The 20,407-nt window shown below is 51.0% G+C and carries 15 protein-coding genes and 1 tRNA gene; 10 read left to right on the top strand and 6 right to left on the bottom strand.

Features of this window, described 5'->3' with window-relative positions; genetic code table 11:
- Nucleotides 1-145: 145 nt before the first annotated feature.
- A complete protein-coding gene (gene gcvP / locus AB4875_RS12900) occupies nt 146-3,022 on the bottom strand; it encodes an aminomethyl-transferring glycine dehydrogenase (protein ID WP_368376461.1) in 2,877 nt (958 codons plus the stop codon).
- A gap of 333 nt (nt 3,023-3,355) precedes the next feature.
- On the opposite strand from gcvP, the gene AB4875_RS12895 reads away from it, so the two are divergent.
- The 4 genes from AB4875_RS12895 (at nt 3,356) to AB4875_RS12880 (ending at nt 6,382) form a co-directional block, all read left to right on the top strand.
- Nucleotides 3,356-4,480, top strand: a complete 1,125-nt coding sequence (locus tag AB4875_RS12895; protein WP_368376460.1) for a peptidoglycan-binding domain-containing protein — start codon at nt 3,356-3,358, stop codon at nt 4,478-4,480.
- A gap of 69 nt (nt 4,481-4,549) precedes the next feature.
- The gene (locus tag AB4875_RS12890) at nt 4,550-5,131 is read left to right on the top strand and encodes a uracil-DNA glycosylase family protein (RefSeq protein WP_368376459.1); all 582 of its coding nucleotides are present in this window, start codon (nt 4,550-4,552) and stop codon (nt 5,129-5,131) included.
- Nucleotides 5,128-5,730: an NUDIX domain-containing protein gene (locus AB4875_RS12885; protein ID WP_368376458.1), complete on the top strand. Its 603-nt coding sequence runs from the start codon at nt 5,128-5,130 to the stop codon at nt 5,728-5,730. Before AB4875_RS12890 ends, AB4875_RS12885 begins: the two co-directional genes overlap by 4 nt.
- A gap of 55 nt (nt 5,731-5,785) precedes the next feature.
- Entirely contained in the window at nt 5,786-6,382 is a 597-nt protein-coding gene (locus AB4875_RS12880; protein WP_368376457.1) for a DUF1134 domain-containing protein, read from the top strand.
- A gap of 69 nt (nt 6,383-6,451) precedes the next feature.
- Here the strand turns inward: AB4875_RS12880 and AB4875_RS12875 are convergent, their stop codons facing one another.
- Entirely contained in the window at nt 6,452-7,738 is a 1,287-nt protein-coding gene (locus AB4875_RS12875) for an alpha/beta hydrolase fold domain-containing protein (protein ID WP_368376456.1), read from the bottom strand.
- 158 nt (nt 7,739-7,896) lie between these two features.
- Nucleotides 7,897-8,397 carry a transcription elongation factor GreB gene (gene greB / locus AB4875_RS12870; RefSeq protein ID WP_368376455.1) on the bottom strand — a complete coding sequence of 167 codons (501 nt, stop codon included), beginning with the start codon at nt 8,395-8,397 and terminating at the stop codon, nt 7,897-7,899.
- A 78-nt stretch (nt 8,398-8,475) separates the two neighbouring features.
- Between greB and AB4875_RS12865 the strand changes: the two genes are divergently transcribed.
- The 6 genes from AB4875_RS12865 to AB4875_RS12840 all read left to right on the top strand — a co-directional run bounded on the left by AB4875_RS12865 (nt 8,476) and on the right by AB4875_RS12840 (nt 14,221).
- A complete protein-coding gene (locus AB4875_RS12865) occupies nt 8,476-9,306 on the top strand; it encodes a M23 family metallopeptidase (RefSeq protein WP_368376454.1) in 831 nt (276 codons plus the stop codon).
- 86 nt (nt 9,307-9,392) lie between these two features.
- Nucleotides 9,393-9,578 carry a Trm112 family protein gene (locus tag AB4875_RS12860; RefSeq protein ID WP_368377083.1) on the top strand — a complete coding sequence of 62 codons (186 nt, stop codon included), beginning with the start codon at nt 9,393-9,395 and terminating at the stop codon, nt 9,576-9,578.
- A gap of 183 nt (nt 9,579-9,761) precedes the next feature.
- Entirely contained in the window at nt 9,762-12,386 is a 2,625-nt protein-coding gene (gene alaS / locus AB4875_RS12855) for an alanine--tRNA ligase (RefSeq protein WP_368376453.1), read from the top strand.
- A gap of 111 nt (nt 12,387-12,497) precedes the next feature.
- On the top strand, nt 12,498-13,727 hold the full coding sequence (locus tag AB4875_RS12850) for an aspartate kinase (protein ID WP_368376452.1): 1,230 nt from the start codon (nt 12,498-12,500) through the stop codon (nt 13,725-13,727).
- Between the two features lie 77 nt (nt 13,728-13,804).
- On the top strand, nt 13,805-13,984 hold the full coding sequence (csrA, locus tag AB4875_RS12845) for a carbon storage regulator CsrA (protein WP_269617968.1): 180 nt from the start codon (nt 13,805-13,807) through the stop codon (nt 13,982-13,984).
- A 145-nt stretch (nt 13,985-14,129) separates the two neighbouring features.
- Nucleotides 14,130-14,221, top strand: a tRNA-Ser gene (locus tag AB4875_RS12840).
- A 634-nt stretch (nt 14,222-14,855) separates the two neighbouring features.
- On the opposite strand, the gene AB4875_RS12835 is transcribed toward AB4875_RS12840, so the two are convergent.
- The 3 genes from AB4875_RS12835 to AB4875_RS12825 all read right to left on the bottom strand — a co-directional run bounded on the left by AB4875_RS12835 (nt 14,856) and on the right by AB4875_RS12825 (nt 20,363).
- Nucleotides 14,856-15,530 (bottom strand): START domain-containing protein, encoded by a 675-nt coding sequence (locus AB4875_RS12835; RefSeq protein WP_368376451.1) that lies wholly within the window; start codon nt 15,528-15,530, stop codon nt 14,856-14,858.
- 9 nt (nt 15,531-15,539) lie between these two features.
- On the bottom strand, nt 15,540-17,873 hold the full coding sequence (locus tag AB4875_RS12830; RefSeq protein ID WP_368376450.1) for a TonB-dependent receptor: 2,334 nt from the start codon (nt 17,871-17,873) through the stop codon (nt 15,540-15,542).
- Between the two features lie 156 nt (nt 17,874-18,029).
- Entirely contained in the window at nt 18,030-20,363 is a 2,334-nt protein-coding gene (locus AB4875_RS12825) for a TonB-dependent receptor (protein ID WP_368376449.1), read from the bottom strand.
- Nucleotides 20,364-20,407: the final 44 nt, after the last annotated feature.

The following is a 20,407-nucleotide window of genomic DNA, read 5'->3' as shown; positions in this document are numbered from 1 at the left end:
TACCATCTGCGTCTAAGCTGTCATGTTAGAGGCAAAAACATCAACATTTCTGTGAAGTAGTCATAAAAAACCGCTTTTGCCCCAGAAAAAGGCATGAAAAATCGATGCTTTGGCGGAAATATGCCCTCTTTTGAGGGCGTGTTATTCAGTCTGCCATATAGCTTTCTATTGGTGGGCAGGAGCAAATGAGGTTGCGATCACCGTACACATTGTCAATACGGTTAACGGTTGGCCAGTATTTGCCCTCGCGTAAGTTGGCAACGGGGAAGCTGCCTTCTTCACGAGAATAGGGGCGATCCCAGTCTGCGACGATGTCGGCAAGGGTGTGGGGTGCATTCACTAAAGGGTTGTTGTCGGCGGGTAACTGCCCGCTTTCCACGCGGCCCACTTCGCGGCGAATATGAATCATGGCGTCACAGAAGCGATCTATTTCCATCTTCGATTCGCTTTCGGTCGGCTCAATCATCAAGGTGCCCGGTACCGGAAACGACATGGTGGGGGCGTGAAAGCCATAGTCCATTAAGCGTTTGGCAATATCTTCTTCGCTGATGCCAGTGCTTTCTTTAAGGGGCCGTAAATCGATAATACATTCGTGGGCAACCCGACCATTGCGACCGGTATAAAGCACCGGGTAGTGTTCGTGAAGCCGTGTGGCGATGTAGTTGGCGCTGAGGATGGCAATTTCAGTGGCTTTCTTTAAGCCGGTGCCGCCCATCAATGAAATATACGCCCACGATATTGGCAGAATGCTGGCGCTGCCGTAGGTGGCGCCAGAGACGGTGTCATTTTGTGGGTCTAAACCTTCTACCGGGAATACCGGGTGGCTGGGCAAAAAGGGCGCTAAATGGGCTTTAACCCCTATAGGTCCCATGCCTGGGCCGCCGCCGCCGTGGGGAATGCAGAATGTTTTGTGGAGATTAAGGTGCGATACATCGGCGCCAAATTCGCCCGGCGCCGCGAGTCCTACTAGGGCGTTCATATTGGCACCGTCGACGTAGACTTGGCCGCCATACTGGTGAGTGATATCGCAGATTTCACGAATCCCTTCTTCAAATACACCGTGGGTTGATGGGTAGGTAACCATTAGCGCCGACAGTTGGTCGGCGTGGCGTTCGGCCTTTTGGCGGAGGTCGGCAATGTCTACATTGCCAAGCTGATCGCAGCCCACAATCACAACGCGCATCCCGGCCATCGCCGCCGATGCGGGATTGGTGCCGTGTGCAGAGCTAGGGATTAAACAGATATCGCGGGCGGCGTCACCGCGACTTTCGTGATAGCGCTTAATGGCCAGAAGACCGGCGTATTCACCTTGCGAACCGGCGTTGGGCTGCATAGAGAATTTGTCGTAGCCAGTGCAAGCCATTAACTGCTGCTCAAGCTCATCAATTAATTGCAGGTAGCCGGTCACTTGGCTGCGCGGCGCAAAGGGGTGTATGTTGCTAAATTCTGGCCAGGAGATGGGAATCATCTCGGTGGTCGCGTTTAGCTTCATGGTGCAGGAGCCCAGTGCAATCATTGAGTGATTTAAGGCAATGTCTTTGCGCTCAAGGCGATTCATATAGCGCAGCATTTCAGTTTCTGAGCGGTACTGATGAAATACGGGGTGGCTGAGGTAGCTGCTCTTGCGTTCTAGCGAGGCGGGGATACCCGGCATATTACCTAGGGATTGATCCAGCGCGCTGACTGAGGGCAGGGGTTTATCACCGGCAAAGATTTGCCATAGCTGTTCGATGTCATCAGTCGTGGTGGTTTCATCAAAGCTGACGCCCAGCTGCTGCGTGCCGCGCCGCAAATTTAATAGCGCGGCTTCTGCTCGATCTGCAATCGAGGTGCTGGCATCCCCAGTATTGACGGAAACAGTGTCAAAAAAAGCGGTGTTGGTGGTATAGCCCAGTTGGCTTAAACCGGCGGCGAAGATGCCGGTCATGCGATTTATGCGCAATGCGATGGTTTTTAACCCCTCGGGACCATGATAGATGGCGTAGAACACCGCCATAATGGCGAGCAGAGCTTGCGAGGTGCAAATATTTGAGGTCGCCTTCTCTCGGCGGATATGTTGCTCGCGGGTTTGCATTGCCATGCGCAGGGCTTGGTTGCCGCGGCTATCTATTGATACCCCAATGATGCGGCCGGGTATTGAGCGTTTAAAGCTTTCGCGGGTGGCAAAGAAGGCAGCATGGGGGCCGCCGAAGCCCATGGGTACGCCAAAACGCTGCGCGCTGCCGACCACAATATCTGCGCCTTGTTCGCCCGGTGGCGTTAGCAAAATTAAACTCATGATGTCTGCCGCAACCACGGTCATAGCGTCTTGGGCTTTTGCTTGGGCGGAAATCGTTGTGAGTGCCTTGACGCTGCCATCGGTCGCCGGGTATTGCAGTAGCACCCCAAAGCAAGGTGTGCTGGCAAGCTCGGTTTCAGCGTCGCCCACTACAATCTCAAGTCCCAAGGGAAGTGCGCGGGTTTTTAAAACGGCGACGGTTTGTGAGTGGCAGCTATTGTCTATAAAGAAGACATTGCTTTTGTTCTTGCGGGCCGAGCGCTTGCACATCGCCATCGCCTCTGCGGCAGCAGTGGCTTCATCGAGTAGTGAGGCGTTGGCAAGTTCTAGGCCCGTTAAATCGATCACCATCTGCTGGAAATTAAGGAGGACTTCTAGCCGACCTTGGGCAATTTCTGGCTGGTAGGGCGTGTATGCCGTATACCAGCCGGGGTTTTCTAGGACGTTGCGTAGAATCACCGGCGGTGTGATGGTGCCGTGGTAGCCTGCACCGATAAACGAACGAGCGACTTGGTTTTTGGCTGCGATGGTGCGCAGGCGATTCAGCGTTGCGGTTTCGCTTTGGGGGGCGGGCAAGGGCATCTCGCCGCGTAAAATGGATGCTGGTACGGTTTGCTGGATCAGATCGTCGAGCGAACTCGCGCCAACCGTATGCAGCATTGCTGCAGTTTGGCTTTCATCTGGGCCAATATGGCGTGTTAGGAAGTCATCATTTTGCGATAGAGCGGTAAGATTTTGGGTCATGCTGCGATTTGCCTGCGTCGTCGGATATGCGGCGCCTATTAAACCATATTGAGGCTTCATTTTCTTTAGCAATTTCCGCGATCAATACCGGTCTTCGCTGCAGATGGTGGCATATTCACGACGCAAATTGGTGCATTCATCGTCGCTATACATGGCGACACTTTTCTGCCTTGAAGCGATTGTTGGCGTCGCAAGTAAGTTGGTAAAACACATAATGCTTTTGTGTACCTTAGTTGTTGAAAATAATAGACTTTAATGAGTCTTTGGTCTCGATCTGGCTGGCGTCATCGTTATAAGATATTGCCATCTAACATCTTGATTAAGAGGTTTCTGGTGGCTTTGCCTAGACAAGGAAATGCAGGTTTTAAATGGCGCACCCTCGGGGCGCATATTGCGGTGTTGTCGGCAGTGTTTAATATGGCTGCCTGTTCGGTTCTTGCTCCGCCCAATGCGAGTCAACTGGCTCTAGAGCCAGGCCCTAAAGAGCAGCGTATCTCGTCTTTAGAGGCGGCACTTGCCGATGCCTTAATTGAAATGGAGAAAATAAAGGCGCGGGCGCCAAGTGCGGATGGCGCCGATACGCTGCCCGCTATTCCCCCTGACGCTGAAACCGGTCGTTGCTATGCCAAGTTGCTAGTGCCGGCAAGCTATGTAGACCGCATTGAGCGTCGCTTAATTAAAGAGGCGAGCGAGCGTCGAGAGCTGATCCCGGCAAAACTCGAATGGTTTAATGAGCGGGTGCTGGTCAGTGAGGCCTATGTGCGTTTAAAGGTAGTGCCGGCGACCTACAAATGGCAGGAAGAGCGGACACTGGTCTTGCCGCCGCGAAGTCAGCAAGTATTGCTGAGCCCTGCGCGTTATGAAACCGTGATCGAAGAGGTGATTGAGTCACCGGAAGAGTGGGTTTGGGTAGCGGGTAGGGGCGAGATAGAAAAAATTGATGAGGAGAGCGGTGAAATTGTTCATCAACAAAAAATACCAGTTAGCTATCGTCAAATTAAAAAGCAGGTGCTGGTTGAGCCGGCAAAATATCGTAAAGTTGTGGAGCCAGGCGTGTATGAAACCCTGCGCAAGAAAGTGGTAGATGTTGCTGAACACACGATTGAAGAGCGTGTTCCCGCAAAATATAAGACCGTTAGAGCGCAGCGTGTGCTAGAGCCGGAACGAGAGCTTAGCCATCAAATTGCGCCAGTCTACAAAGACTATAGCTACCGAGAGAAAGTCAGTGATACGCGGCTGGGGTGGCGGATGGTGCCGTGTGAGCGAGAGATCACCAAACAGCTTGTATACAGTGTTCAGCGCGCCTTGCGTAAATTAGATTACGACACCGGCGGGCTAGATGGGGTATTGGGGAAATATACTCTGGTGGCCATTCACGACTTTCAAAAACAACAGGGATTGGCGACGGGGCGATTGTCTTCTGAGACGCTTTCTGCCTTGGGTATCGCCGGCAAATAGCGGGGCTGCCTAAGGATTTAAACGACGACTTGCTTGCCGCTGACAAATTAAGCAGGGCACAATGCCGGCATGGAAACCCTGCATACATTACTCAGTACGATTCGTGATTGCCGATATTGTGAGGCCCACTTGCCATTGGGCCCGCGCCCAGTGGTCATTGCGGATACCGCTGCGCGCATACTCATTATTGGCCAAGCGCCGGGTACACGGGTTCATGAAAGCGGTATTGCCTGGAATGATCCTTCTGGCGACCGCTTGCGGCAGTGGCTAAATATCGACAGAGAGCAATTTTATAACGATAGCCGCTTGGCGATTATGCCGATGGGGTTTTGTTACCCCGGTAAGGGCAAGTCTGGTGACCTACCGCCGCGTAAAGAATGCGCGCCGCTGTGGCATGAGCGCTTACTGGCACAAATGCCGGAGCTAGAGCTGGTATTGCTGATCGGCCAGTATGCGCAAAAGTATTATTTGCATGACACCTTCAAAACGCTCACCGAGCGGGTGGCAAATCACCCTGCTGACAGTCTGTATATTCCTTTACCTCACCCCTCGCCGCGAAATCAGATGTGGTTGCGACGCAACCCTTGGTTTGATACTGAGCTAGTGCCTCGGCTCCGCAGGCGAACAAACCCTATTTTGGAGATACCATGAGTAAAAGGCTGGGTCCATGGCTGCAGTTGAGCAGTCAGACCGTCTATCAGAATCCGTGGCTGCGCTTAGAGCACCACGAGGTAAAAACACCGGCCGGTACCGATGGAATTTACGGCAAGATTTGTTTTCAGAGTATCGCGGTGGGTATTATTCCGCTAGACGAGCAGGGGTGTACTTATTTGGTTAAGCAATACCGCTATCCCTTAGAGGAAGACAGCTGGGAGATACCCGAAGGCGGTTGCCCGCTGGGGAGTTCGCCGCTGGCAACGGCTAGCCGTGAGCTGCTTGAAGAAACTGGCTTGTCCGCGAAGAGTTGGGCGAAACTGATGGACTTACATACGTCAAACTCTGTGACAGATGAGTGCGCTGAAGTATTTTTGGCGATGAATTTGAGTCAAGGTGAGGCCGATTTAGAGCCAACAGAGCAAGATATAGAGGTGCTTCGTTTGCCTTTGGCGGAGGCGATAGCGATGGCAATGGATGGCCGTATTACCGATGCGATTAGCGTGTCTGCGCTATTAAAGTTACAGGTATTGTTACTTGGCTGTGAAGGCGATGCTCAGCGCGTTTTCACGTCGCTACCAGCTGCGATACTGTAAACTTGGGCGGTAAAATGATTTTGCAGATTAATTATAATTATAAATGGAGAACGAAATGAGCGATATATTTACTACATTCCAATATGCGATGCGGCTAGTGATACTGATGACGCTAGTGTTGGCTGCGCCTGCTTTTGCAGAGGATAAGGCCGTAAAGCCCAAATCGAATGAGGGTTTTACTAAGGAGCAAGTATTAGAGAAAGCCGATGGTTTTTTCGGTGAAACGACCGCTGGCTTGGCTAAGGCGATAGAAAAAGTATTTGCTGAGCAGGGTAGTCCCAATGCCATTATTGCCGGCGAAGAGGTATCGGCGGCATTGGGTGTTGGCGTTCGTTACGGGCAAGGTGAGTTGCAGCGTTATAACGGCGATGTAAAGCCAATCTTTTGGCAGGGGCCTTCAGTGGGGTTCGATATGGGAGCCAATGTCTCCAAAGTATTTACCTTGGTTTACCATTTGGATGAAATGCAGCAGTTGATGCAGCGAATCCCGGGCGTTGATGGCAGTTTTTATGTGGTTGCTGGCGTGGGTGTGAATTACCAGCAGAGTGGAGATTTGATTTTGGCGCCGATTAGAACCGGCGTTGGTTTGCGTGCTGGTGCCAGTGTCGGCTACGTTCACTACAACGATAAAAAGTCGTGGATACCGTTTTGATTTAGTGTCTGCCTAAAACTGCACCATAAAAAAGGGAGCCATGCTCCCTTTTTTGCTTTTAACCATTCCTCACTCTGCCACTTCCTCGGTTTCAGCCGGTTCTGCTGCACTAGCTGTTGCTAGGTCGCGGGCTAAATGGCGACGGTAAAGCTCGTTTAAATAAACGGTGAGGTGGTTGACGACAATTTGGGTCCGCAGTGACACCGGAATATCAAAGGCGTGCTGGGCGTCGGGTAATTCAGCGTAGCTAACGGCCTGAGTGGATACGTCCTGCAGTGCCTTAAATAGAACCCGTGACTCTTCTACCGGGACTAGCGTATCGGCTTCTCCGTGAATAAGTAAGAATGGTGGTGCATTCTTGTGTACCCAGTATAAAGGTGATGCTTGTCGCCACAAATCTGGAGATTCAGCGCGGGTTTTTTTAAGGACCTTGGCTGATATCCACTGGGTTAGTGACTCGCTGCTCCGCTGACCTTGGCTGTTGAGAAAATCGTAAACGCCGTAGAAGGGTATGCAGCCTTGCACAGTGGTGTCTGCGGTTTCAAAGCCAGGCTGAAACTCCGGAGCGTTGGCGCTCAAAGCCAGCAAACTCGACAAATGACCGCCAGCCGAACCGCCTGTGGCGACCACAAAATCGGGGTTGCCGCCATACTCAGCGATATGTTCTTTGATCCAGTGAAGTGCGCGTTTACAGTCAATAATGTGATCTGGGAAGGTTGAGCCAGGGCTAAGGCGATATTCAACCGCCACGCAGACCCAGCCGTTGGCAGCCATTTGGTTCATAAGAGGCAGGGCTTGCTCGTTCTTACTACCCATTTTTTCTAGCCAAGCGCCGCCATGCATTTGAAATAGCACTGGGGCATTTTTTGGTGCGTCGGCTCGGCGGTAAATGTCTACTCGCAGTGAGCGGCCATTAACCCGCGCGTACTCAATATTCTTTAGGCGCTGCACATTGGCTAATTTATAGTTGAAGGGTTTGGCTAGGCGTTTGACGTCCGCGTCTATTAGCAGAGAACTGCTGGTATCAAGGGTTTGCTCTGGCGCTAATTGCAGTGCGTAGCGAACAGCTTGACTCATAATGGGGTCGGTGCGCTGGGCTCTAAAATAGAATACGGCTATCGCCGTCCAGCTAACTATGGCGATAGCGAGACCCAGGGCATCGCTAATACCGCTAAGCTCGCCAAGCATAATAATGACAAGGGTTAAGCCGACTTCTAAGGCGATGATGTGCAGGGCGAGCTCGCCGGTAATAACGCCAAAGATAAAACTGAAAACGCCGAGTAATTCTGGCGCTGATTTATGGGGATGATAGACATTCCATGCTGTCCAAGCCCAGACTAGTGATAACAACAACATAGTGAGTTCTCTTAATAAGATGTGGATGATTTATTATGTGGCCATCATAGGGCATGTGTATGACGATCTCTACAGCTCAGAGCGCAAGCCCTGGTGGCCGTCACTGTCATTACTGCTAGGCCTTTATTTGCTATAGCCTCAAGCGCATTAACGGAGATTTAGTTGCCGTAGCGAATCGCGATGACATAATAAGTTTGAGCGCCCTTGGGGGTGGGGACAATGACCTCATCATCTAGTTGCTTGCCTAGCATTGCTTTGGCGAGAGGGGAGTCCATCGATAACTTGCGCTGGGTTAAGTCAAATTCATCGGGGCCGACAATGCGATATTCGCATTCTTCACCATCGTCGTTTTCTACGGTGACCCAGGCGCCAAAATAGACCTTGCTGTGGTCACTCGGTATATGGGACACCACCGTAAGCTCTTCTAAGCGTTTGGTGAGGAAGCGAACGCGACCGTCAATTTCTCGAAGGCGGCGTTTGCCATATATGTAGTCACCGTTCTCAGAGCGATCGCCGTTCTTTGCGGCTTCGTGTACGGTGGCGGTAACCTGTGGTCGCTCGATTTTCCAAAGCTGACGGACTTCGTCGCGCAAGTTTTTCTCACCTTCAGGGGTGATGTAGCAGGAGCCCTTAGGGCGTGGTGGACGGTAACGACTCATTATAGTGGTATCAAATAGTAATTTAAGGAATTATAGCGCGCTAGTTTAGCGCAGCGGTGGGGCTGAGAGGATAAGGTAATGATGAAAAAGTGGTGTGTGGCAAGTCTGACTTTACTCGCCTTGGTGCCAATGTCCTATGGCGACCTAGATTTACAGGGTAGCTTGAAGCAGGGCGGCTTGATCTGGGCCACCTTAGAGCCCGGTAGCAGTGCGGCCTTGGATGGCAAGGCTTTGCCCATTGCAGATAATGGTCTGGTGGTGGCAGGGTTTGGTCGTGATGCTAAATCGACAGCGATGCTAAAGGTTTGTAGCCCAGCGGGAGAGTGCGTAGAGCGAAATTTGGCGATTGCCCAGCGCAGTTATGATGTTCAGCGCGTTAATGGCGTACCTCAAAAAACCGTGACGCCGCCCGTCAGTGTGCTAGAGCGAATTAGGCATGAAGCAGCATTGGTAGGCAAGGCGCGCAGTCAATTCTCCGCCCGGCAGGATTTTGTAAAAGAATTTAAATGGCCACTACTTGGACCAATCACGGGTGTATTCGGCAGTCAGCGTGTCTATAATGGCAGCCCCGGTCGCCCGCACTATGGTTTGGATATTGCCGCACCGACCGGAACGCTAGTGTCAGCGCCTATCGATGGGGTTGTTACCTTAGCTTATCCAGATATGTTTTATTCTGGTGGTACCTTGATTATTGATCATGGTTTGGGGGTGTCTTCGACCTTTATTCATCTCAGTCGAATCTTGGTTGAGGAAGGTCAGTTGGTGATGCAGGGTGACCCAATTGCCGAGGTTGGGGCAACTGGGCGTGCAACGGGGCCGCATTTAGACTGGCGTATAAATTGGGCCGATCAACGTCTCGATCCCGCCTTGGTTATGGGCCCCATGCCTGAAAAGCCGGTGTCTGAGTAGAAAGCAATCAGAACCTGGGCAGTGTTTATTAAATAATCGGCACCATAGTGATGCCGAAAACCACGAATATTGAGTGCGTAAAACAAATGATAGATAAGAAACTTCTAGAGATTTTGGTATGCCCTGTTAGTAAGGCGCCCTTAGATTATGACGAGCAGCGCAATGAGCTAATATGCCGTGCCAGTGGTCTTGCCTATCCTATTCGCGACGGCATCCCAGTGATGTTGGAGTCGGAGGCCCGGGTGCTGACAACAGATGAAAAACTTGGCTAGCATTCGCATTCTAGAGATGTAGACGGACCGCGCGGCGCGTCTGCGCCCGCCGTCTAGGTCAGATACAATTATCCGCAATTTCGATACACTTGAGGTTTTTTCGCCGCAGCTTGGCCTGTGACGAGAGGCCGGTACGTCAATGTTATCGGCTACCTAAAAAGCCAACGGAGTGAGAAAGTTTCAATGAAAAGCGCCACCATTCGCGATGCATTTATTCGATATTTTGAAGGTCGAGGACACACCCAAGTTGCCAGTAGTTCTCTGGTTCCGGGTAATGACCCCACTTTGTTGTTTACCAATGCGGGGATGGTGCAATTTAAAGATGCTTTTCTGGGCCGCGAGAAACGTAACTACGTTCGAGCTGTTAGCTCGCAGCGTTGCGTGCGCGCCGGCGGCAAACACAATGACTTAGAGAACGTAGGCTACACCGCCCGACACCACACCTTTTTTGAAATGCTCGGTAATTTTAGTTTTGGCGATTACTTTAAGCGTGACGCGATTAGCTTCGCTTGGGAGTTTTTAACATCGCCTGAGTGGATGGCCATTCCCGCTGAAAAACTGTGGGTGACGGTGTACGCCGAAGACGACGAGGCCTATCAGATTTGGAACCAAGAGATGGGCGTTCCGGCTGAGCGCATGGTGCGTATTGGTGATAATAAGGGCGAAAAATACGCCTCAGATAACTTTTGGTCTATGGGCGATACCGGTCCTTGCGGCCCTTGTACTGAAATTTTTTACGACCACGGTGCCGACGTGTTTGGCGGTCCACCGGGAAGTCCCGATGAAGATGGCGACCGCTATATAGAAATTTGGAATAACGTGTTTATGCAGTTTAACCGTGACGCCGATGGCACTATGACGCCATTGCCAGCGCCCTCGGTAGATACCGGTATGGGCTTGGAGCGCATCTCTGCGGTGATGCAGCATGTGCACAGCAATTACGAAATTGACCTATTCCAAAACTTAATTGCAGCGACCGCTAGCGTTCTTAATGTAAGCGATCTTGAACATACTTCCTTGCGTGTTATTGCTGATCATATTCGCTCCTGCGCATTTTTGGTCTCCGATGGTGTGATGCCATCTAATGAAGGCCGGGGCTATGTTTTGCGCCGCATTATTCGACGCGCTGCTCGCCACGGCAATAAGCTTGGCGCAACGACCGCGTTTTTCCATAAATTGGTGGCACCGCTCGCCGCAGAGATGGGCGAGGCCTACCCGGAGTTAGTCATTCGGCAGGCACAAATCGAAAAAGTTTTGCTTCAAGAAGAAGAGCAGTTTGCTAAAACGCTTGAGCAGGGCATGAAAATTCTCGAACAAGATTTGCAAGATTTGAACGCTAGTCAAATTCCTGGAGACACTGTTTTCCGGCTCTACGATACCTACGGCTTCCCCGTTGATCTCACCGCTGACATTGCCCGAGAGAAAGGCTTAAGTATCGATCTAGACGGTTTTGAGACTGCTATGGAGGCGCAGCGTACCCGCGCCCGTTCAGCTTCTAATTTTAAAGTGGATTTAAGTGATGAATTGGCGCTAGACGGTGAGACAGCGTTTTGTGGTTATCAGAGCCTGGTAGAAGAGGGTGCTCCAGTCATTGCTATGTTACGCGATGGCCAGCGAGTAAGTTCGCTAAAAGAAGGCGATACCGGCATCATCATTCTAGAGCGCACACCCTTCTATGGTGAGTCTGGTGGTCAGGCTGGTGATACCGGTTACTTAAGTGCCGAGGGCGTGCGTTTTGAAGTGCGCGATACCCATAAATCTGGTGGCCATCATTTGCATCACGGCGTGGTATTGAATGGTGTTATTGGCGAGGGTGAGGAATTGCGCGCCGAGGTTGATAACCAGGTTCGTCAGGCAACGGCCTTAAATCATTCGGCCACACATCTATTGCACGCCGCGCTGCGTCAGGTTTTGGGTGAGCATGTAGGTCAGAAGGGATCGCTGGTCGATTCGCAGCGATTGCGGTTTGATTTCTCGCATTTTGAATCAGTGACTAAGCAGGAACTGGCAGAAATTGAAGGCTTGGTGAATCAGCAAATTCGTCTCAATACCCCCGTCCAAACTGAAGTGATGGATATGGAAAGCGCCGGCAAGCGCGGCGCCATGATGTTATTCGGTGAGAAATACGGTGATAGCGTGCGGGTGCTTAGCATGGGGGGGGATTTTTCTATTGAGCTTTGTGGCGGCACCCATGTTGAGCGCACTGGCGATATCGGTTTAATGCGTATTAGCGCGGAATCGGGTATTGCCGCAGGCGTTCGTCGTATTGAAGCAGTCACCGGCGCGGCAGCGTTGGCGGCGTTTGATAGCGCTGAAAATGAATTGAGTAATTTGGCTGGCTTGCTGAAGACTGGTCGCGAAACAATCGCAGACAAGGTGCAGCAGTTGCTTGCCCAGCAGAAACAACTGGAGAAGGAGCTAGGGGCCTTAAAGGGTAAACTGGCAAGTTCAGCGGGCAATGATCTGATGAGCCAGGTAGAGGAGATTAACGGTATTAAGGTCTTGGTGACCAAGCTTGAAGGTGCAGACGCTAAATCCCTGAGGGATATCGTTGATCAGCTCAAGAATAAATTGGGCTCTGGGGTTTTGCTACTTGCTGCCGATGAGGGCGACAAGGTGTCCTTGGTTGCGGGTGTGACTAAGGATCTTACGGCTCGTTTTAAGGCTGGCGATATAATGAGATTGGCGGCGCAAGCGGTGGGCGGCAAGGGTGGTGGTCGTCCAGATATGGCCCAAGGTGGTGGTGTCGATAGCTCAGCTATTCCGGCTGCATTGCAGGTGGTTCGGGATTATTGTCTTGGAAAATAGCGCAGCGCTACGTAAATCACGTATAGCCTACACTGGGTTATTTCCTTTAAATTTGTTCTGGTGTTTAATGAGCGCCCTCTTTGGCGGGCGTTTATTAAGTAGAAGCGAATTATGAGTCTGATAGTTCAAAAATTTGGCGGGACCTCGGTAGGGACCGTGGAGCGTATAAAAGCCGTTGCCAAAAAGGTGGCGGGTTTTCGTGAACAAGGCCACGATATTGTCGTGGTTGTGTCGGCCATGAGCGGTGAAACTAACCGCCTGATTGATATGGCGAAAGCCATGCAGTCGCAGCCAACACCGCGCGAACTGGATGTGCTGGTGTCTACCGGCGAGCAGGTGACCATCTCCCTGCTGTGCATGGCCTTACATGATCTAGGGCAGGGTGCTAAGTCGTATACCGGCACGCAGGTGCGGATATTAACCGATGAGGCCCATACCAAGGCGAGAATCAGGGAGATTGATGACGCCAAGATCAGAGCCGACTTAACAGCTGGTAATGTAGTTGTGGTTGCCGGCTTTCAAGGCGTAGATGAGAACGGTAATATTACAACGCTCGGCCGTGGTGGTTCAGATACCACGGGTGTGGCGTTAGCTGCGGCCTTAAAGGCAGATGAATGTCAGATTTATACTGACGTGGATGGGGTGTACACCACCGATCCACGGGTAGTGAGTAAGGCGCGCAGATTGGATCGCATTACCTTTGAAGAAATGCTAGAAATGGCTAGCTTGGGATCAAAGGTACTGCAAATTCGCGCAGTGGAATTTGCTGGCAAGTACAATGTACCCCTGCGGGTGTTACATGCTTTTCAGGACGGCCCCGGCACATTGATCAGCTTAGAGGAACAATCGGATATGGAAAACCCGGCAATTTCCGGTATTGCATTTACTCGCGACGAAGCAAAAATTACAGTCTTAGGGGTGCCAGATACCCCGGGCTTGGCATATCAGATACTCGGGCCAGTCAGCGACGCTAACATTGAAGTTGATGTAATTGTTCAAAACGTAGCAGAAGACAACACCACCGACCTTACCTTTACGGTAAGTCGAGGGGACATGGCAAAGGCTGAAGCCATTGTGCGCAAGCTGGTGAAACAAACAGGAGCGCGAGAAGTCAAAACAGATGACAAAATCGCCAAAGTGTCTTTGGTTGGCGTAGGAATGCGCTCCCATGCTGGTATAGCCAGTAAAATGTTTAAAACTCTGGCGGAAGAGTCAATCAACATCCAGTTGATCACAACATCGGAAATTAAAATTTCGGTAGTGATTGATGAGAAGTATTTGGAGCTAGCCGTTCGTTCGCTGCACGCAGCGTTTGATTTGGATTTGGAGCCGTGTATTTAATTTAAAACCCTATTTACTCTGCCGCAGAAGGATTGGCGCCAGAGGCTAGGGTTAGGCTCTTACAAGGAGATGCCATAATGTTAATTTTAACTCGTCGTATTGGTGAGACTTTAATGGTCGGTGATGAAGTGACTGTTACTGTGCTTGGAGTGAAAGGGAATCAAGTTCGATTGGGTGTGAATGCGCCTAAAGATATCGCCGTTCATCGTGAAGAAATTTACGAACGTATTCAAACAGAGAAAGACGGCAACAAGTAATATACGGAAAATTCGCTCTAGGTCTTTGCTTATTTTCTCAGTGTGGTATCATGCCGCCCGATTCGTTGATCAGGGCTATGTGCTGATTAACGTTGCACTTTTTGGTTTATTCCCTAGCGGAAAAAGCGAAACAGTGAGAGATTCCGGAGAGGTGGCCGAGTGGCTGAAGGCGCTCCCCTGCTAAGGGAGTATGCGGTTAATCCTGCATCGAGGGTTCGAATCCCTCCTTCTCCGCCATTACAAATAAAAAAGGCTCCAGTCGAAAGACTGGGGCCTTTTTTATTTGTGTGGTGTGAATGGAGGTTCGGCAGAACCCTCTGGTTCGACAAAACGCGCCAGCGTTTTGAACAAGCTATTCGCTTGTCTTTGCGAATGGCGCAGCCCGCAGGGTTCAAATCGCCCCTAGGCGAATTGAATTACTAATTGCGCCAGCGTTTTGAACAAGCTATTCGCGTGTCTTTGCGAATGGCGCAGCCCGCAGGGTTCAAATCGCCCCTAGGCGAATTGAATTACTAATTGCAGGGCGATTGGAACAAGCCACGTTTTGTTGAAGCTGGGAGCAGTTCGGCTTAGCGCTATGTTATTTGAATAGGCTTCGGATTCGCGCGGGGAATGAGCGCTCTCACATCAGCTCCGCAGCCGTCATCCCCGATGTGATCGGGGGTCTATAGCCCGGAGCTATGTGTCGCGCTGTATTTTGTGAAAGCCAAAGGCCTTCGTTTACGCTGGATCTATATCGGGCTCGCAGCGCCAAAGCGGCCCCTAAGCTGTTTTGATCGCGTCCTTGCCCACCGCCCCGTATTTCTATTAAATCGCCAGTCAGCCTGTTATAGGGCGCGGAGTCCGCCGTCTAGACTAAGCGCCGCTGCTGCTAGTCAGTAGGAATTTTAAATTGATGGTATTTTTCGAGTTCAATGAGCTTGCGCATATTAATCAGGGTGTACAGCGGTGTATCGGCAATTTGGGCATTGGCTAGTGCCGGTGCGGGTGAGCCGCCAAGGTCGATATGCATTTGGTAGACTACATGCTGGCGATTGCCCTCGGGCGTGAAGCGCCAAAACCCTTGCAGACCTGCCGCGCGTTCGTATTTTTTCTTTGCCGGCAGCTTTGATTGCGCATCAAGCGGCAGCGCATCATCGTCAATGCCGGTGAGGGTGATAGTCACTGCACCGCTGGCCGGCTCTTGATTAATCAAAGAGTGAACCAGTAATTCGCGATCACCGAAGGGCCAAGGCAGGTCGTTGCGCATGTAGGTGTAGCGCTCGCGTTCAGAGGCTTCACTTAGTAAAAGCGGGGCAATACAATTATGCATCCATTGCGGGCAGGCCTGGGTATCATCCAGCAAGCCCAGCAACTGGTTGATATTGGCGTCTACCATCATCTCTCCTTTGAATTCTCGGTAGCCCGAGCCTGCGATATCTCGGGTATAGACACGGATACCATCCTGCTCCTTTGCGAGCTGCCATTCTCCGGTTTCAGCTAAGCCAGCGATGGGGAAAAGTAATATCGCCAGTAGCATGAGTAAAGTATTGCGCATAATTATCATGAGTTAGCCTTATATATCGAGACGTAGTGACGCAAAGTATTCGCGGCCCGGAGCCTGCAGGGCGTAGTAAGTACCAGGAAAAAAGGGTACGTCGGTTACGGCATTAAGGGTGCGCTCGTCAGTCAAATTTTTCATGCCGACGGTGACAGCCCAGCTGCGCGAAATATGTCCCAGACTAATACGCAGATTTAACTTGGTGTTAGCCGGAACCTTGGTGTTTTCATCCAAATCGGTGTCGGTGTATTTGTCGCCGTTGTAGACAATATCCAGCACGGTTTGTATGCCAAGATTGTCCCCCAAAGGGATTTCTAGTTTGGGGCTAACAGTCAGTGAGCTCTCTGGGGCATAGGCGACTTCACGCCCCGCAAGGTCTTGCTCTGCGTCTTGGCCATCAGCCACCGGTGAAGGTGCGCCGGGATAGCTAGTATAGTATGAGTCCAGCAAGCCAAGCGCGCCGCTCAGGCTGAAGGCTTCCCAAGGACTCAACCATTGCCAGTCTAATTCCAAGCCTTTTGACACGGCGGTGGCGGCATTGCGCACGTCGAAAAAGACGCCGTTAAATGCCAGTACCTGCAGATCTTCAAACTCGGTGTAAAACACTGCTGCATTTAGACTCAAGCTGCGATCAAAAAAGCGACCCTTGCTGCCAAACTCTATAGTGCGTGCGGTCTCATCGTCGTAGGTTAGTTGTTCACCGCTAAATGATAGCGCGTTGTAGCCGCCGCTTTTAAAGCCCACGCTCATTGTCGAATAAAAGTTAATTTCGTCGTTGGGAGCATACATTAGCGACAGTTTTGGCGAGAAATCGTTAACGCTGCGCTCCTGATCGTTTAATTCGTAGGTGTTCGCGCCCAGCACCAAACCGAAGGTGCAGGGGGCTAAACCGCCCACCACGGGAACAATACTTTCGCAACTTAAGGTGCCCGCTACATCAGCTTGTTTGGTTTCTCTGTTCATCCTCAGGCCGGGTGTGACGGAAATAGTGTCGGTCAGACGCCAAGTAAATTGACCGAACAGGGATGCAGACTCGCTTGTGCGGTCAAAGTTTAAATCGTAGCGCTGGTCGCGCTGCGTTAACGTTAGCGCGTATAGCGCTGGTATCGCTAGCGCCAAGTCACCGGCGAGTTGGGCGGCATCATCACTGAGAATGAAGTCGGCGGCATCTTCGCCCTGCACAAAGCCACCGTGAAATACATAGTCAGATTTAAATAAGTAAAGACCAGTGACAAAATCTACGCCTTCCCCCAGGCCAAATGGCGCCCCAGTGCGACCGCTGAAACGCCATTCCAAGGTGTATTGCTGATAGTCATCGTCGACAAAGATGGTGGCAATGTCAGCCGGAGAGCCGTCTAGGTCGGCCAGGGTTGTTACCTGCATATCGGTGCTCGCCAGCACCACAGTCATATCTAACTGTTCTGCGCCGGTGGCCTCAGTTAAATCAATGCTGAGCTTGGCGGCAAAGGTGTTGGTGTCTTTATCGGCGGTGCCCGGCGTATTTGCACTCATACTATAATCGAAGCCATCACCCTCAATGTTGGGGTCGAAATCTTGCAAGTACTCGCGGGTATCATCTCCTAATATATACAGCTGATTCGGCCAGAAATTGCTATCCGTTGCGCCGGTTAATGCCGTTAATTCTAATTCGGCATTATCACTTAATAAAAATAACATTTTTAATCTGGCTGCACTGTACTCAAAGGAGTCCTCGTCGCGATCGATGAAGTAGTTGTACAGCTGACCATCGTGACGCGCATTTAGGGCTGACACTCTTACGCCTACTCGGTCGCTGACCATTCCGCCGGCGCCGATTTCAAATTTTGTGCCGCCGTGTTCGGAGATGCCAGCCTCCATATAGAGCTGAAGGTCTTCGCTTATTCCCCGAGAAGTCAGGCTAAATACACCAGCAACGGTATTTTTTCCAAATAGTGTGCCTTGAGGGCCACGCAATACTTCTATGCGCTCAACGTCGAAGGGGAGTTCGGAGAAGTAGGGAGCGCGTCCGTAGAAAACTTCGTCTTGAACCAAGCCCACGGAGCTTTCAAAGCTGGGATTGAATGGGTTGGTGCCAAAGCCGCGGATATAGACCTGCTCATTACGCTGTCCCTCGGAAGCGAAATTTACATTCGGCAGCTGTACGGCTAGCTCTGAGAGTGTACTGATGTTGGCGTCGCGCAGCGCATCACCGGTGACGGCAGAAACTGAGATGGGGACGTCTTGCAAACTTTGTGACGTTTTTTGCGCAGTCACAATGACCTCTTCAATAATCCTAGCGCTAGCAAGCGATATATTTGCCGCTGTCAGGGCGGTTGCTAGAAGCAAGGTGTTTTTGAATGTAACAATCATATAGTTAGTAAACTCCGTTTTATTTAGCCTAAATTTTCACATTATTAGCGCAATCCTACAGCTGGTATTTTGGCAATTTTGTCACTGAAACATTTTTATTCTAGACGTCACGGGAAACTCAAAAACTCCCGCAAGCGCAATCATCATGAGTTAGCCTTATATATCCAGACGCAGTGACGCAAAGTATTCGCGGCCCGGAGCCTGCTGGGTGAAGTAAGTGCCTGGAAAAAAGGGTGCGTCGGTCACGGCATTTAGGGTGCGCTCGTCAGTCAAATTTTTCATGCCGACGGTGACGGCCCAGCTGCGGGAAATATGTCCCAGACTAATACGCAGGTTTAACTTGGTGTTAGCTGGAACCTTGGTGTTTTCATCCAAATCGGTGTCGGTGTATTTGTCGCCGTTGTGGACAATATCCAGCACGGTTTGTATGCCGAGATTGTCTCCCAAGGGTATTTCTAGTTTGGGACTCACAGTCAGTGAGCTCTCCGGCGAGTAGGCGACCTCTCGCCCCGCAAGGTCTTGCTCTGCGCCTTGGCCATCTGTCACCGGTGAAGGTGCGCCGGGATAGCTAGTGTAATATGAGTCCAGCAAGCCAAGCGCGCCGCTCAGACTGAAGGCTTCCCAAGGACTCAACCACTGCCAGTCTAATTCCAAGCCTTTTGATGCGGCGGTGGCGGCATTGCGCACGTCGAAAAAGACGCCGTTAAATGCCAGTACCTGCAGGTCTTCAAACTCGGTGTAAAACACCGCTACATTTAGGCTCAAGCTGCGATCAAAAAAGCGACCCTTGCTGCCAAACTCTATAGTGCGTGCGGTCTCATCGTCGTAGGTTAGCTGTTCGCCGCTAAATGATAGCGCGTTGTAGCCGCCGCTTTTAAAGCCTACGCTCATTGTTGAATAAAAATTAATTTCGTCGTTGGGAGCATACATTAGCGACAGTTTTGGCGAGAAATCGTCTACGCTGCGCTCCTGATCGCTTAAGTCGTAGGTGTTCGCGCCCAGCACCAAACCGAAGGTACAGGGGGCTAAACCGCCCACCACGGGAACAACACTTTCGCAACTTAAGGTGCCCGCTACATCAGCTTGTTTGGTTTCCCTGTTCATCCTCAGACCTGGTGTGACTGAAAAAGTATCCGTTAGATGCCAAGTGAACTGACCGAATAGTGATGCAGACTCGCTTGTGCGGTCAAAGTTTAAATCGTAGCGCTGGTCTCGCTGCGTTAACGTTAGCGCGTATAACGCCGGTAGCGCCAACGCCAAGTCACCGGCGAGTTGGGCGGCATCGCCACTGAGAATGAAATCGGTGGTATCTTCACCTTGCTTGAAGCCACCGTGGAACACATAGTCAGATTTAAATAAGTAAATTCCGGTGACAAAATCTACGCCTTCCCCCAGGCCAAATGGCGCCGCAGTGCGACCGCTGAAACGCCATTCCAAGGTGTACTGCTGATAGTCATCGTCGATAAACATGGTGGCAATGTCAGCCGGCGAACCGTCTAAGTCGGCCAGGGTTGTTACCTGCATATCAGTGCTCGCTAGCACCACGGTCATATCTAACTGTTCTGCGCCCACGGCCTCAGTTAAATCAATACTGAGCTTGGCGGCAAAGGTGTTGGTGTCTTTATCGGCGGTGCCCGGCGTATTTGCACTCATACTATAATCGAAGCCATCACCCTCAATGTTGGGGTCGAAATCCTGTAAGTACTCGCGGGTATCATCTTGTAATATATACAGCTGATTCGGCCAGAAATTGCTATCCGTTGCGCCGGTTAACGCCGTTAATTCTAATTCGGCATTGTCACTTAATAAAAATAACATTTTCAATCTGGCTGCGCTGTACTCAAAGGCTTGCTCATCGCGATCGATGAAGTAGTTGTATATCTGACCATCATGACGCGCATTTAGGGCTGACACCCTTACCCCTACTCGGTCGCTGACCATTCCGCCGGCGCCGATTTCAAATTTTGTGCCGCCGTGTTCGGAGATGCCAGCCTCCATATAGAGTTGAGGTTCTTCGCTTATTCCCCGAGAAGTCAGGCTAAATACACCAGCAACGGTATTTTTTCCAAATAGTGTGCCTTGAGGGCCACGCAATACTTCTATGCGCTCAACGTCGAAGGGGAGTTCGGAGAAGTAGGGCGCGCGTCCGTAGAAAACTTCGTCTTGAACCAAGCCCACGGAGCTTTCAAAGCTGGGATTGAATGGGTTGGTGCCAAAGCCGCGGATATAGACCTGCTCATTACGCTGTCCCTCGGAAGCGAAATTTACATTCGGCAGCTGTACGGCTAGCTCTGATAGCGTGCTGATATTAGCGTCGCGTAGCGCATCACCGGTGATGGCAGAAACTGAGATAGGGACGTCTTGCAAGTTCTGTGACGTTTTTTGCGAAGTCACAATGACCTCTTCAATAATCCTAGCGCCAGCAAGCGATATATTTGCCGCTGTCAGGGCGGTTGCCAGAACCAAGGTACTTTTAAATGAAACTATCATATTATTATTAAACTCCATTTTATTTAGCCTAAACTCTCACATCA

Origin of the sequence: Zhongshania sp. R06B22 (assembly GCF_040892595.1) — a bacterium.
Taxonomy (GTDB): domain Bacteria; phylum Pseudomonadota; class Gammaproteobacteria; order Pseudomonadales; family Spongiibacteraceae; genus Spongiibacter; species Spongiibacter arctica.
This window is presented reverse-complemented; position numbering and strand designations above follow the sequence as displayed.